Source organism: Lysinibacillus sp. (assembly GCF_032093475.1).
Taxonomy (GTDB): domain Bacteria; phylum Bacillota; class Bacilli; order Bacillales_A; family Planococcaceae; genus Lysinibacillus; species Lysinibacillus irui.
The window spans coordinates 15919-29354 of sequence record NZ_DAMDAY010000044.1; the positions used below are offsets into that span (position 1 = coordinate 15919).

Sequence of the window (13436 nt, forward strand, 5' to 3'; positions counted from 1 at the left end):
AGTGTGAATACTAATGGTTTTTTATAAACAAGTAATTCTATAATAGAAGCTAGAAGCTTACTATAGGAAAGGCAATGATGTACTCATGAATGTAGAGAATTTTTTACAATTACCGATTACTAAGGATTTCACCGTTGTAGCTGGGCACAACGGTTTGCATAAAGCTGTTCAAAATGTGGAAATTTTAGACTTTGAATTTTCACCGGACATACCCCATGTTCGAGATACGATTTTCACGCCCCATAGTGTTGTTTTAAGTAGTTTATTGTTTGCAAAACAAAAACCAGAGTATTTATTAAATGCTGTCAAAAATTTGATTGAGCTAGGGGCGAGTGCCTTAGCTTATAAGCCTGTCATTTTCAAGGACTTGCCTGAAGAAGTTTTGACTTACGCTGAAGAGCAAAATTTCCCTATACTTAGATTCGGTGGAGATGAATTTTTTGAAAAAATTATTTTAGAAACGATGGCCTATGCCAAGACACAGGATTACTCATTCTTTTTAGAAACTATTTTACGAAGATTAATGGAAGAAGATGTTACGCAAGAGCAAATCAAATCCAATTTACAGCAACTTAATAAGCCCTTTGAAAAATATGTATTTGCAGCAAATTTACGTACAAGTGACCCACTCCATCATAGCTCGATGCAATCTATTTTTTCATTAGAACCATTATTAAAATCGGGTCTAATTTGTTCCTATAAACAAAGCCTTTTCATTATCATGACACATGCATCTCAGCAGTTTCAATTTGAAAAAGTTTTAGATGAATGGTTAGCTCTATACGCCATACCAACTGATACAATCACTTTTGGCTATAGTAGTAGCTACGATACCGAAACAGGATTACCCAGCGCCTTACGCGAAGCTTTCTTTGCCAGTATTTTAGCTGAAATTGATAGACTACCTAGCTGTCATTATAACAATCTCGCATCTGAACGCTTATTAATTGAGTTGTATCGTAAAGATCGAACATTTGCAATGGACTACGTAAATTCCTTTTTAGCCCCATTACTTGATGATAAGGCTGATTCAGATTTAATGGAAACTGCCAAAACCTATATCATTAAGAAAGGAAATATTAAGGAAGTCGCAGTGGCACAGTTCTGTCACCCCAATACAATTCGCTATCGTATGGCTAAAATACGTCAATTAGTAGCACTAGAAGATAATGATTATGTTTTTTATGAACACCTAGCTGCAGCCGTTAAATTGTACTTATTACATAGTAAATTGACTGTCGAATAATTACTTTGGAATAAGTACAAAAAAACGCCTGAATATTTAGAAATAAAATCAAAACCTTTTCTTCACTCTTATGCTATTCTATTGAAGTCAGGAGGAAGAAACATATGAAAACTTACATAGCAGATGGCATGCTATTGATTACTGCAATCGTGTGGGGCAGTGGATTTGTTATTACAGCCATTGCCTTAGAATATTTAACTGCTTATCAAGTAATGGCTGGTAGATTTTTATTAGCTTCGATTATATTAACCGTTCTATTTGGCCCTCGATTAAAAAAAGCTTCAAAATCGGTTATTTGGAAAGGAGCTTTATTAGGGACCATTCTATATATAGCATTCGCCCTTCAAACAGTCGGACTTCAGTATACAACACCTTCTAAAAATGCCTTTTTAACTGCCGTAAATGTTATTATTGTTCCTTTAATTGCCTATGCGGTTTATAAGCGCCGCATTGATGGCTATGAAATCATTGGTTCGATAATGGCAATCGTTGGCATTGGCTTTTTATCATTACAGGGCTCATTGACAATGAATGTGGGTGATGCACTTTCTTTAGCTTGTGCCGTTGCTTTTGCATTTGATATTTTTTGTACAAACCTTTTTGTTCAAAAGGAAGATGCCATTGCTCTTACTATTATTCAGTTTCTCACGGCCTCCCTTATAGGTGTTCTAGTCGTCATTAGCCAAGGCGAAATCCCAACATCATTTGAAAAAGAAGCAATCTATTCTCTTATTTATCTAGGAATTTTTTCTACGACGATTGCTTATCTATTCCAAAATGTGGCCAATCAATACACAACGGCCACTAAAGCTGCGATTATCCTATCGACTGAATCTTTCTTCGGTATGGTACTATCCGTCATCTTCTTGCATGAAATTTTAACAAGCCGTATGGTCGTAGGCGCAGTGCTCATTTTATTGGCTATACTAATTGCCGAAGTCAAACCAGCACATCCTAAAAAGAAGCTTATGAAAACACTAGAAAATCAAACGCCAAAATAGTTTCAGTTTAAAACTGGAACTATTTTTTTAAGCTCGACTAGTAATGATGCTTGTTGTAATACCTACTACTAAAACGGTAATAATGGATAATAGAAAGGTTGAAGTGGATAATAGGAAGCCGCCTATAACAATAACGATGGAATCGATAAAAAATATTAATATCCCCACATTAATACCTGTTTTATCACAGATAAATTGAGCGATTAAGTCTGTCCCTCCAGTGCTTGTCTGAAATCGCAACATCAGACCAATTCCAAACCCTACAAGAATGCCTCCAAGAATCGCACTGTAAAGCGCATCAATTTGAACAAGATTACGGACAGGCTTTAATAAATCAATAATGAAGGAAGACATTATTAAGCCATGTATACTATTGAAAAAATAGGCTCTATATTTAAACCAAGCGATAATAAAAATGGGAATACTAATGACAATAATCATTAAACCGATTTTTAGCTTATATAAATAATGTAAAATTAGCGCAAATCCAACTACTCCTCCATCTAATATTTCATAAGGCGTTAAAAATAAATTAATTCCTAACGACAAAGAAATACTTCCTATTATAATGACAAGACTTTTTGTAAAGAAATACATACAACCCCCCTCCGTAATTACGCATGTCTTATAGTATGAAAATAGGTAATCGAACATGTTATGAAATAACCTTAGATGAATGATCATTTTTATCGAGTATATTTGCTAAATTTCTTCGAAACTTATTCAATTATTTCCCGTAAATACAAGTAAAATTTGATTTTTAAAAAAGGGGGTTCCTTATGGAGCATGCTTTATTAGAACAGGTTAAACATACTAGAATACATTTAAGAAAAGGGCAATTAGAAACAATCTTTGAGGAATTTGATGTGCAGCGAATGAGATTAACAGAGGCACAGCGCCTAGAAAAATATCGCAAAATGCTAGAAAGTCCATTCCGCTTTTTCCGTGGAAGTGCCTATCTATTTTACTTTGATATGGCAAAGACTACCTCTATCTTCCATACTCCTAACAGTAGGCCAACTTGGATTCAAGGTGATATGCATATGGACAACTTTGGGGCCTTTCAAAATGAAGCAGGCACCATTGTCTTTGATGTCAATGATTTCGATGAGGGCTATGTCGGCTCTTATTTATACGATATTATTCGAATGAGCGTCAGTATTGCACTCTATTTAGAAGAACAAGGCTTACATAAGGCAACCCAAGAAACGGCTATTCAATATTTTCTCAATAGCTATATCGATCAACTAAAACGGTTTCAGCGCAAAAAAGATGATCCACTAACACTGATGTTTACAAAGGATAATACTAAAGGACCTGCTAAAAAACTTTTGAAAAAGCTTGAAAAACGTCCACACTCTCTTTTTTTAGAGGATATTTCATATAAGAGTGAAGATGGCCAACGAGCTTTTTTATGGAATGATGAAATTCAACCAGTCTCTTCAGAGGAATACAGTGCCATAGCAAACGCACTTCCAACTTATAAAATTAAGGATATTGCTTATAAGCATGGCTCTGGCACAGCTTCTATCGGTCTAAAACGTTACTATATTTTAGTCGAAGATAAAAAAATTACATCTGAAGAAAATGATTTAGTGCTAGAAATGAAAGAAGTACGTACAGCGATTCCTGCCTATTTCCTCCCCTATCAAGAGCAATTTTGGGATCATTATGAGCACCAAGGAGCACGTGTTGTGGGTACACAAAAAGCTATGCATCATTTAGAGGACCCTCATTTAGCCTATATCACGATGAATAACCAAGAATTTTATATTCGAGAACGCTCTCCTTATAAAAAGAAGATTAAGCCTAAAAACTATAAGGATTTAGAGGATTATTTTACAACAACATCACTTATGGGAAAAATAGCTGCCAAAATACATGCTCGCGCTGATATCGATTATTCTCATGTTTTTACCTATCACAGCGAGGAAGAGATTTTAAAGGCTATAGGTAAAGATCGTACTATATTTATTGAGCAGACAATCTTACAAGCCATGAGCTACAAGGAAATGGTCTACACAGACTTTGACATATTTAAAAGCTTTGTTGAAACAAAATTCAATTTTAAAAAGGACCTCGGCTATTAGCAGAGGTCCCTCTATTCACATTTATTTGTGCTTGGCCTTCATACGAGCAAGCAAAAACCCACCTTTAAATGACTTTGGTTCGTACGAGATAATAAATGCATTAGGCTCAAACTGTTCTACTATTTGAAAGAGTTCACCCTCACGATTCCTCTTCGTTAATATTTCATATTTATAGCGATTACTATCTCGCCCTTCCCCAATATAAATCGTAACCGCAAACCCTTCATTACGAAGAAATCTCACAAGCTCCTCATTCTTATTTTGCGTATTGATGGTCGTATAGACATAGCCTATTGCTAGCTTACGTTCAATTTTGGCCCCTAAAAATATTCCTAATCCAAATCCAACCGCATAAACGCCCATAGCTAACATACTTTGTTTTCCACTAAAAACGAGCGAAAGGCCAAATACATACACTAACATCTCCAACATACCAAATATCGCAGCAAGGAAAGTAATATTCTTTACTAAAAATATTGTACGTAATGTTAAAAAAGGTACATAAACTAGTTGAAGGATTAAAATTAACACGATACTTTGCATTTATTCTAGACCTTTCTGAGAGTAATTATATATAAGTGTATGTTGAAATAGAAAGTTACATTCTATTAATTTTAAATTCCCTTCAAGCAGCAATGTTAAACATTTTAAACAACTGTATAAAAATTCATGAGGTATAAGTGTAATTTTACACTCAATGTGTGATATGGTATTATTCAAGAATATTTAAAGAAGGAGGATGTAAAATATTGAGGAAGAAAATGATAATTATTTTTCTATTCATTAGCTTAAGCACAAATTTATATATATTGGGAAAATGGTTTTTGCTTGATCAATGGTATGAAGCTAATGCTGAGGAACGTGTTATATTAAGCGAAATGGTTCAAAAAACAGTAGCAAGTGAAAAATATAAAGAAATAGCTTCGCAAGAGAAAGTTATCGCTATTGATACAAGTATCGATAAGAATAAAGGCGGCGTATTCCCTTATTATTTTGAAGTAAATGTTTGTACAGATAAACAGACATATATTTTTTATTGTAAAGATAAGCAATGTTCAGAGATGGAGAATAGCGGTTGGACTTATTCTAGCTATCAAGACGAACAGCCGCGACTACCATTTAAAAAATGAACAATAGTTTTTTTACATACTAAAATGTCACCTCCTGACCTAAGTAAAAGGTGGTGACATCGTTAGTTTTAAATTAAGTCTCCCAAAGCTCTATTCTCCTTCCCTCTGGATCTTCAATCCAAATAAATTTTCCATATTCATTTGTCATTTTTTCCATTACAATAGGAATTTTCATTTTTTCTAAATGCTTAATACTGTCTTCTATATTTTCCACTTGAAAATTCAACATGACTTGTTGCTCTGTTGGAAAATAGCTGTCACTTTCAGAAAAGAAAGAGAAGATCGTTTGATTGTCTGACTGTGGTGAAATAATAGCACCATTCCAATTTTCAATTTCCAAATTTAGAACCTTACTGTACCATTGTTTAATTTCCTCTAAATTATTGGTCCTCCAAAATACTCCTCCAATGCCCTTTAAGATCATAATATTCTCCTTCCTAACCTATTTGTTATTCTTTAAATTCTAGTTTTAAAGGCATATCCCTTCTTTACTAACCAGTTTCTGTAAGGTGTAGTTGCTCATTCTATCGTCTTCGACTCATTAATATATATGTTGATATTTGATAGCTTACTAGGAGGTTTGTGTTTTTAAGACAGCAAGTTTTCAATTAAGTTCATAATGAGTATTAAAGTACATACAATATCTAGGAGGTGACTAATTTGAGAAAGTTCATTTTTATTTTTACAGCTATAATCATTACTGCAATTGTTGTAGCGATAAATCATAAATCAAGGTCTGCTAATTCTGAAGAAAAATTAGAAAATGCTTTAGTTATAAGCATGGAAGAAACTAAAAAGGAAAATGAGAAGATAAACGAGATATTAAGGAAAATTTCTCAGGAATTTAATAAAAAAGGATTCGATCAAATCGGAATTGGTTTTTCCCATGATGACAGTGTATTTACTATTCAAGCTAAAGATAAGGATTTTATAGAAAAGAAAAAGATTATTATTGAAAATATTATCTTACATGTTGCAAACGAGACGGGTTTTAGAGACTTCAAAGTTGACTACGTAACATTGGATAGTTACGAATTAAGCAATGAAGATGTTAAGCTAAATGAATCGTTAAATGAAGTACTAAAAATAACTTCAAACTTATTAAAAACGAATGGTTATGATAAAGCTAACTATTCAATATCCATTGATCCGAGTAAGGGAATCATGATTGAGGTTACGAAAGAGGACTTAATAAATAAGAAAGAAACAGAAAAGCTTATCGCTAATTCAGTTTATTCTAATACAAATATGAACTTAAAGGTTTTCATAAAAGAAAAAAGCAAAAGTAAAGTTAAAGACCAAGAATGGCAACCTATATTTAGTGCAATAAGAGACGAATTAAAAAAGGAGTTTAAAGAATATAGAGGATTTGCATATTCATTCCACCCTGACCCCTTACAAATTATTATTAAAACGGACTTAGAAAAGCCTAAAGGGTTTTGGAAATCGAATAAAAAAATAAAACATATCACTATGTATGTAGATAAGATAATAGAGTTGAAAAGAGAAGAACTTTCAATTGAGGAAATTCCATATAAAATTATTATACGTGACAAAAATAATCATAAAATAAACTAAGTATTTCATCACGTATTATTTTTTAGATGTTTTCAAAATCTCTTTTACCATTTCATCAAGTTCTTCTGCGATTCATCATGTATCGGGGTTTCAACCAATCCTGTTAAATACCCTCTAAAAAGAACTCTTAACTCTATAACCAAAAAACTTTATATAAACCACTTCTAGTTAACTTTATTAGAAGATAAGATTTCTTGCTCATGTGAGACAATTCCACAAAATAGAATACCCCCCCTGATTTTAGTTGAATAAACCCACTGTGGATCTTAATTACAATTGATTTGATAAAAATATGGACCACACATGGATTCATGTGTATGAACATATGTCCAAGTAAAGTTTTTATCAAATATATATATATCTTGTTGCATATCAAAATCCCTGGATATTACTTTACTAGCATTTGTATAAAGAAATACTATTGGTGACCCTTGATACATTACATAAAATTCTTCTTTAGATAAATTATCAAATGCTTTTCTCGCAATCTCTTTTTTCAAGCATTCTTTCTTCTCATAACTAAAAATATGCCATTTAAACTGATCATAATTTATTTCTTCTTTTAGTTCTTCACTAATATTTTGTGCGAATGTCTTCTCCCATAAATCAATAATATCCTCTGCTTCATTAACTAATTCTATGAATACACCTTTTTCACGTAAGTTTTGTTTATATATATAATCTTCCTGGATAAAAATTAGTGACCAATAAACATTTTCTAACTCTTCTTCTGGTAAACTATCTAAGATTTTATCAATTTTATCTCTAATCATCTTTTCCTCCAATGACGAATTATAGATTTCATAGCTTTTTATTACTTCTTCAATATAACTGTACCATTCTTTCAATAAGGATTCTTAATTAACTTTGGTGATTTGTATACATCTTATTATTTGTAAATGATTCCGTATTATCACTTCTGAATGGGTACCCCTTTTTCCTCATAAAAAATGCCACCTCCTTAAATCTAAATCAATAGATAAAAGTAGGTGACAACGTTCTTTTCATCAAAATATGTGGGATATTTGTGCCTATGCTTCCCCATGCATTGGGTCTTCCTTATGCTTAGGCCCAATCATGTTGAATAATATATTAAGGATAATTGCTGTGACAGAACCACAGACAATACCATTAGATGTAAGAATTGAAACGCTTGTTGGTAGTGCATCAAAAATGCCAGGAACTACAGATACACCAACACCTAAGCTTACTGATATCGCAGCAATCATCGCGTTTTCTGCTGATTCATTCATTACAGGTACAAGCATGCCCATACCTTGTGTAATCACCATACCGAACATCGCTAACATTGCCGCACCTAGTACGGATGTTGGAATAATCGTTGTTAATGCTGCGATTTTTGGTAGGAAGCCAAGTGCTACAAGTAAGCCACCTGTGATGTAAATGACTTTACGATCTTTAACACCTGACATACGTGTAAGTCCCACGTTTTGTGAGAATGTTGTATATGGAAAAGCATTGAAAATCCCGCCGATTACTGAAGCAAGACCTTCAGAACGATAGCCACGAGCTAAATCCTTTGAATCTAATTTTTTATTACAAATATCACTTAGTGCAAAATAGACACCAGATGACTCTACTAAAGATACCATTGCTACGAGTGTCATGGTAATAATTGCAGTCACATCAAAAGTTGGCATTCCAAAATAGAAAGGCTGAACCATATGGAATACATCAGCATCTGCTACTGGTGTAAAATCTACTTTACCCATGAATGCACCTAAAATAGTACCGACTACTAATCCAATAAGAATCGAGATTGCACGGACAAACCCTGTAGAAAAACGATAAACAATTAAAATAATGACTAATGTAATGAACGCTAAAGCAACATTAGAAGCAGAGGCAAAATCCTCAGCACCTTGTCCACCAGCCATATTGTTTAAAGCCACAGGTAATAAGGAAATACCAATAATAGAAACTACCGATCCCGTAACTACTGGTGGGAAGAATTTCACAAGCTTACCGAAGAAGCCAGCAATAATCATCACAATTACACCAGATGCAATAATAGAACCATAAATATCTGTGATACCTTGCTCCGGGTTTGTACCGATAGCAATAATTGGACTTACTGCTGTGAATGTACAGCCTAGTACTACTGGTAAGCCAATACCGATAAATTTACCTGAATAAACCTGTAAAAGTGTTGCGATCCCGCACATCATAATATCAATCGCCACTAAATACGTCATTTGTGTTGAATCAAAGCCAATTGCCCCACCAATAATTAGTGGCACTAAGATGGCTCCAGCATACATCGCAAGTAAATGTTGAATCGCTAGCGTCGTTGATTTAAAGGTATTCATTACGCGCGAGCCTCCGCAGCAAATGTTACTTTGCCATCTTCAAGAGAGTCTACAATCGCTAATGACTCAACGCGAACACCTTGTTCACGCAATAATTTCCCTCCATCTTGGAAGCCCTTTTCAATAACGATGCCCACACCCACAACATTCGCACCAGCTTGTGCAGCAATATCAAGTAAGCCTTTGACAGCTTCACCATTTGCTAAGAAATCGTCAATGATTAAAATATTGTCATCTTCATTTAAGAAATTACGTGATACAGAGATATCATTTGTTTCATTCTTTGTGAATGAATGTACCTTTGATGAGTAAAGGTTATCTGAAAGTGTTAAAGATTTACGTTTACGAGCAAATACTACAGGTGCACCAATTTCTAAGCCTAGCATGACAGATGGCGCAATGCCTGAAGATTCAATTGTTAAAATCTTAGTAATAACTTGATCAGAGAAACGATTTGCGAATTCGTGACCAATTTCCTTCATTAACATCGGATCAATTTGATGATTTAAAAATGAATCTACCTTTAATACTGATGAAGATAAAACCTTACCTTCTTGCATAATTTTGTCGTGTAATAACTTCATTTCTTTCATATCCTTCTTTCGTTAATAATAATAAAAAAACGCTGGATGTCTTGTTTCCATTCAGCTACGAGTGGAGCAAGGCATTCAGCGTAAAAACGTCGAAACGAATAGAAAACATCATTAAAATTGAAGTTCTCTAAAAGCATTGCTACCCATAGTCGATTTATTTACGGTAAATCGGTAGAAACTTGCGAGCCCTATTCTCGCTATTATATGAGTGGATTGTATGAAACTATCAGAATAACCAATTTATCACTTTATTCGGTAAGAGCTTATATCTCATATTGAAAAAAGTTTAATTTTTCGGAATTTAATGGTATTCTGCAACTTTTCAATTGTAAACGTTCGTGTTTTCAATCAACGTACTGATTATAACAGACTATTTTCTAGCTTGCTAGCATTATTTTGATAAATGGAAAGGTACTGTCATAATGACGACATTTCTGTGAAATAACAGTGTCGTACGAATTAATAAGCTAGATTGATTGTGTAGCATATGGTGCCACCCTTTTTTCGGTAAAAATTGTGGGATGACAACTGTTACTTTATGACCTGTCTTCGTACATTGATGTTCCACCTTATCAATAAATTTAATCAATGGCTGTGTGATACTGCGATATGGTGAATAATAAGTTACTAGTCGTACATCTGGTTGCCAGGCCTTCCATTTCTCTTCAAAAGCCTTTGCATCCGCTTGGTCGAAGGCTACGTAAAATGCAATTACCTTCTCAACATGTAATGATTTCGCATAATGAAGGGAATTTTCAACAACTTTCGTTATACCAGCTACTGGTACAATAAAAACATTCCCCTCAATAGCAGCTAGTTCCTCATGATTTAATCTTAATTGTTCTCCAACGGCCTGATAATGGAGCTTAATCCGATGGAATAGAAAAATAATAATTGGTAAAAAGATAAACACTGGCCATACTTGAGGCATTTTTGTTACAAAAAACATCATCGCTACGATGAAAGAAATAGCAGCACCAATTGTGTTGATCGTAAATTTTGCAATCCATCCTTTAGGTTTATCACGCCACCATTTTCGCATCATTCCTGTTTGCGCTAATGTAAACGGAATAAATACCCCTACAGCATATAGTGGAATTAAATGCTCAGTTGCTCCATCAAATAAAATGATTAAGACAATAGCCGCTGCACCTAGCATCAGGATGCCATTTGAATAACCAAGACGGTCTCCCCGAATTTGGAATATTCTTGGGATAAAGCCATCCTTTGATAAATTTACTGCTAACAAAGGAAATGCTGAGTAACCTGTATTTGCAGCAAGAACTAAAATCATTGCCGTTGTACCCTGGACAATGTAATAAAATAGATTTCTACCTACGCTCGCTTCTGCAAGTTGAGAAACAACTGTAGCTTCCGCTGTTGGCGCAATCCCATAAAAATAAGCCAAACTAACAATGCCTATAAATAAAACGGCTAAAATAGCACCCATTGCTAAAAGCGTTTTAGCTGCGTTATTAGGAGCAGGATTTTTAAAATTAGGGATGGCATTTGAAATAGCCTCTACCCCTGTTAAAGCTGAGCTCCCTGATGCAAATGCCTTTAATAAAATAAATAAACTAATTCCTGCAACCGGTGTACCGACCTTTGGATGTAGCTCTGCTGGCACCTGACCAGTTGCGACATGATAGAGCCCCATTCCAATTAACAAGAGCATAACACCTACAAACAGATAGACTGGGTATGCCAAAATAGAAGCAGATTCTGTTACACCACGTAAGTTTAAGATTGTTAAAAAAACCACAAAGAATATAGCAATGGGTACATTGTAGGGGTGGAGGCTTGGAAATGCCGAAGTAATGGCATCTGTACCTGCTGATACACTTACCGCTACTGTTAAAATATAATCAACAAGTAAGGACCCTCCAGCCACAAGACCTGCATTTACCCCTAAATTCTCCCGTGATACTACATAGGCCCCTCCCCCATGTGGATAGGCGAAAATAACTTGACGATAGGAGAGAATTAGTGCCACAAGCAAGATAACGACTCCAGCAGCAATTGGTAGAGAGTACCAAAGGGCAAGTGTACCCACTGTCATCAGGACAATTAAAATTTGTTCTGGTCCATAGGCTACTGAAGACAAGGCATCTGATGATAATATGGCTAATGCCTTTGTTTTACTAAGCTTTTGTTCCCCTAACGCATCGGATCTTAATGGTTTACCGATTACATAACGTTTGAATGAGGATTTCATTGTTAAACACCTTCTAGTTTTATAGAGTGTGTTTCGCCTTTCTAAATAAGATCAAAAAACGCCTACAAGTCATCACTAAATAAGACTTGTAGACGCTCATCCGTCTGCCAAGCTCCAACTTTTCTGCTCTTAACGCTTACGAGGTTAGCTGTCGGATTCGGGCCTGAGTAGCCCTACTCTTCAAATGAAGAGATTCACCCCAAGGATGGCTGATGCCATCCGTCAAAAATGGGTCCCCCGCGTTTAGTTGCTTCAGCGATTTAGAAATTTGAAACTTTTATAATGATGTCATATTACGCCTGTCAATTAAAAAAGTAAAGAAGAAAATTTTTCACTTTTATGAGAGAAAAACATAGACTTTTTTTCGAAATCGTTTGGAATTCACCTACGAATGCCAAGCAAATATTCGTAGAACAACAAAAGGCTACTGTAAAAGTATGCTCTACTTTTACGGTAGCCCTCTATATTAGTCATTATAATCCTGTTCAAAATCAACAATATTCCCCGTCATAGAATCCACATCTACTTCATATTCATATTGACCATCTTTCAATTCAATTTCATAGATACCATCATCGAGCTTAATTTTTGTTACAGTACCTTTTGCTTTCTTTAAGGCTGTTTCGATAGCTTGCTCTTTAGTAATGATAGTAGTTGCTGTAGTTGCTAGTTTATTGTCGTCCATATCATCGTTATCTCGACGTTCTTTTTTCTGCTTGAGTAATTTCCCAGTATAAGCATCAAATTTCAAATCATATTCTTCTGTATCAGTATAGACCTCTACTTCATAAATAGAACGATACTGATTTTTGTCTAACTCGATATCCGCTACTGTACCATCAACTACTGTAAGGGCCTTCTTCTCAATCTCTTGCATTGTTAACACCTTTTTTTCTTGAGCATCTCCAGATAATAATGTTGTCGAGCCAATCGCTGCACCAACCCCAAGTGTAACTACTAATGCTGGAATCATAATCATTTTTTTCATATCTATCTCTCCTTTGTTTTATCTATTCTTAGCTTACCAAGCAAAGATGATAGAACTATAAGAGAAACATTAGAATTTCATGAGAATGAATTATTGATCATCATCCCATGTAATGGACAGAACTTCCCCTGAAACAGCATGGATTTGAAAAGTGGCTTCGTCATCCTGTGTTTCAATTTCAACTAAATAATAACCACCTTCTGCCGTTTCTTCAAAATCAACTGAGTCCACTTCCCCCGTCAATTGTCCTAGCGCTATTTGAATA

Annotated in this window: 14 protein-coding genes and 2 riboswitches; of the genes, 5 read left to right on the forward strand and 9 right to left on the reverse strand. The window is 34.7% G+C overall.

All coding sequences use genetic code 11. The annotated features are described in order from the left end of the window. The first annotated feature begins 85 nt into the window (after nt 1-85). Nucleotides 86-1246, forward strand: coding sequence for a PucR family transcriptional regulator (locus RT445_RS11250; protein ID WP_312507484.1), 1161 nt, complete (start codon nt 86-88; stop codon nt 1244-1246). A gap of 104 nt (nt 1247-1350) precedes the next feature. After that, nucleotides 1351-2247 (forward strand): DMT family transporter, encoded by an 897-nt coding sequence (locus RT445_RS11255; protein ID WP_312507485.1) that lies wholly within the window; start codon nt 1351-1353, stop codon nt 2245-2247. Nucleotides 2248-2274: 27 nt separating this feature from the next. Here RT445_RS11255 and RT445_RS11260 read toward each other — a convergent pair whose 3' ends face one another. Then, entirely contained in the window at nt 2275-2844 is a 570-nt protein-coding gene (locus RT445_RS11260) for a YitT family protein (protein ID WP_312507486.1), read from the reverse strand. Nucleotides 2845-3026: 182 nt separating this feature from the next. On the opposite strand from RT445_RS11260, the gene RT445_RS11265 reads away from it, so the two are divergent. Then, on the forward strand, nt 3027-4337 hold the full coding sequence (locus RT445_RS11265) for a DUF2252 family protein (protein ID WP_312507487.1): 1311 nt from the start codon (nt 3027-3029) through the stop codon (nt 4335-4337). 21 nt (nt 4338-4358) lie between these two features. Here the strand turns inward: RT445_RS11265 and RT445_RS11270 are convergent, their stop codons facing one another. Next, nucleotides 4359-4880 (reverse strand): DUF2179 domain-containing protein, encoded by a 522-nt coding sequence (locus tag RT445_RS11270; RefSeq protein WP_274795304.1) that lies wholly within the window; start codon nt 4878-4880, stop codon nt 4359-4361. Between the two features lie 206 nt (nt 4881-5086). Here RT445_RS11270 and RT445_RS11275 point away from each other — a divergent pair, with 206 nt between their 5' ends. Continuing rightward, nucleotides 5087-5467, forward strand: coding sequence for a hypothetical protein (locus RT445_RS11275; protein WP_312507488.1), 381 nt, complete (start codon nt 5087-5089; stop codon nt 5465-5467). A 73-nt stretch (nt 5468-5540) separates the two neighbouring features. Here RT445_RS11275 and RT445_RS11280 read toward each other — a convergent pair whose 3' ends face one another. Beyond that, nucleotides 5541-5888 (reverse strand): VOC family protein, encoded by a 348-nt coding sequence (locus RT445_RS11280; protein ID WP_312507501.1) that lies wholly within the window; start codon nt 5886-5888, stop codon nt 5541-5543. Nucleotides 5889-6127: 239 nt separating this feature from the next. Here RT445_RS11280 and RT445_RS11285 point away from each other — a divergent pair, with 239 nt between their 5' ends. Further along, on the forward strand, nt 6128-7045 hold the full coding sequence (locus RT445_RS11285; protein ID WP_396631782.1) for a hypothetical protein: 918 nt from the start codon (nt 6128-6130) through the stop codon (nt 7043-7045). Nucleotides 7046-7311: 266 nt separating this feature from the next. Here RT445_RS11285 and RT445_RS11290 read toward each other — a convergent pair whose 3' ends face one another. The 6 genes from RT445_RS11290 to RT445_RS11315 all read right to left on the reverse strand — a co-directional run bounded on the left by RT445_RS11290 (nt 7312) and on the right by RT445_RS11315 (nt 13435). Beyond that, on the reverse strand, nt 7312-7818 hold the full coding sequence (locus RT445_RS11290) for a DUF4275 family protein (protein ID WP_312507490.1): 507 nt from the start codon (nt 7816-7818) through the stop codon (nt 7312-7314). Between the two features lie 258 nt (nt 7819-8076). Continuing rightward, entirely contained in the window at nt 8077-9375 is a 1299-nt protein-coding gene (locus RT445_RS11295; protein WP_312507491.1) for a nucleobase:cation symporter-2 family protein, read from the reverse strand. Then, nucleotides 9375-9959 carry a xanthine phosphoribosyltransferase gene (locus RT445_RS11300; protein WP_274795289.1) on the reverse strand — a complete coding sequence of 195 codons (585 nt, stop codon included), beginning with the start codon at nt 9957-9959 and terminating at the stop codon, nt 9375-9377. The genes RT445_RS11295 and RT445_RS11300 overlap by 1 nt, the downstream gene beginning before the upstream one ends. A 135-nt stretch (nt 9960-10094) precedes the next feature. Continuing rightward, a riboswitch (purine riboswitch) is annotated at nt 10095-10196 on the reverse strand. A gap of 163 nt (nt 10197-10359) precedes the next feature. Then, complete coding sequence (locus tag RT445_RS11305; RefSeq protein WP_274795288.1) at nt 10360-12183, reverse strand: APC family permease; 1824 nt, start codon at nt 12181-12183, stop codon at nt 10360-10362. A 119-nt stretch (nt 12184-12302) separates the two neighbouring features. Further along, nucleotides 12303-12451, reverse strand: a riboswitch (cyclic di-AMP (ydaO/yuaA leader). A 198-nt stretch (nt 12452-12649) separates the two neighbouring features. Further along, nucleotides 12650-13171, reverse strand: a complete 522-nt coding sequence (locus RT445_RS11310; RefSeq protein WP_274795287.1) for a PepSY domain-containing protein — start codon at nt 13169-13171, stop codon at nt 12650-12652. A 90-nt stretch (nt 13172-13261) separates the two neighbouring features. Then, nucleotides 13262-13435: a PepSY domain-containing protein gene (locus RT445_RS11315; protein ID WP_313470607.1), complete on the reverse strand. Its 174-nt coding sequence runs from the start codon at nt 13433-13435 to the stop codon at nt 13262-13264. Nucleotide 13436 lies beyond the last annotated feature (1 nt).

Bases quoted from the DNA above. Each gene is read 5' to 3' on its own strand.
- RT445_RS11250 (WP_312507484.1), top strand. From the start codon at position 86: ATGAATGTAGAGAATTTTTTACAATTACCGATTACTAAGGATTTCACC.
- RT445_RS11255 (WP_312507485.1), top strand. From the start codon at position 1,351: ATGAAAACTTACATAGCAGATGGCATGCTATTGATTACTGCAATCGTG.
- RT445_RS11260 (WP_312507486.1), bottom strand. From the start codon at position 2,844: ATGTATTTCTTTACAAAAAGTCTTGTCATTATAATAGGAAGTATTTCT.
- RT445_RS11265 (WP_312507487.1), top strand. From the start codon at position 3,027: ATGGAGCATGCTTTATTAGAACAGGTTAAACATACTAGAATACATTTA.
- RT445_RS11270 (WP_274795304.1), bottom strand. From the start codon at position 4,880: ATGCAAAGTATCGTGTTAATTTTAATCCTTCAACTAGTTTATGTACCT.
- RT445_RS11290 (WP_312507490.1), bottom strand. From the start codon at position 7,818: ATGATTAGAGATAAAATTGATAAAATCTTAGATAGTTTACCAGAAGAA.
- RT445_RS11295 (WP_312507491.1), bottom strand. From the start codon at position 9,375: ATGAATACCTTTAAATCAACGACGCTAGCGATTCAACATTTACTTGCG.
- RT445_RS11300 (WP_274795289.1), bottom strand. From the start codon at position 9,959: ATGAAGTTATTACACGACAAAATTATGCAAGAAGGTAAGGTTTTATCT.
- RT445_RS11305 (WP_274795288.1), bottom strand. From the start codon at position 12,183: ATGAAATCCTCATTCAAACGTTATGTAATCGGTAAACCATTAAGATCC.
- RT445_RS11310 (WP_274795287.1), bottom strand. From the start codon at position 13,171: ATGAAAAAAATGATTATGATTCCAGCATTAGTAGTTACACTTGGGGTT.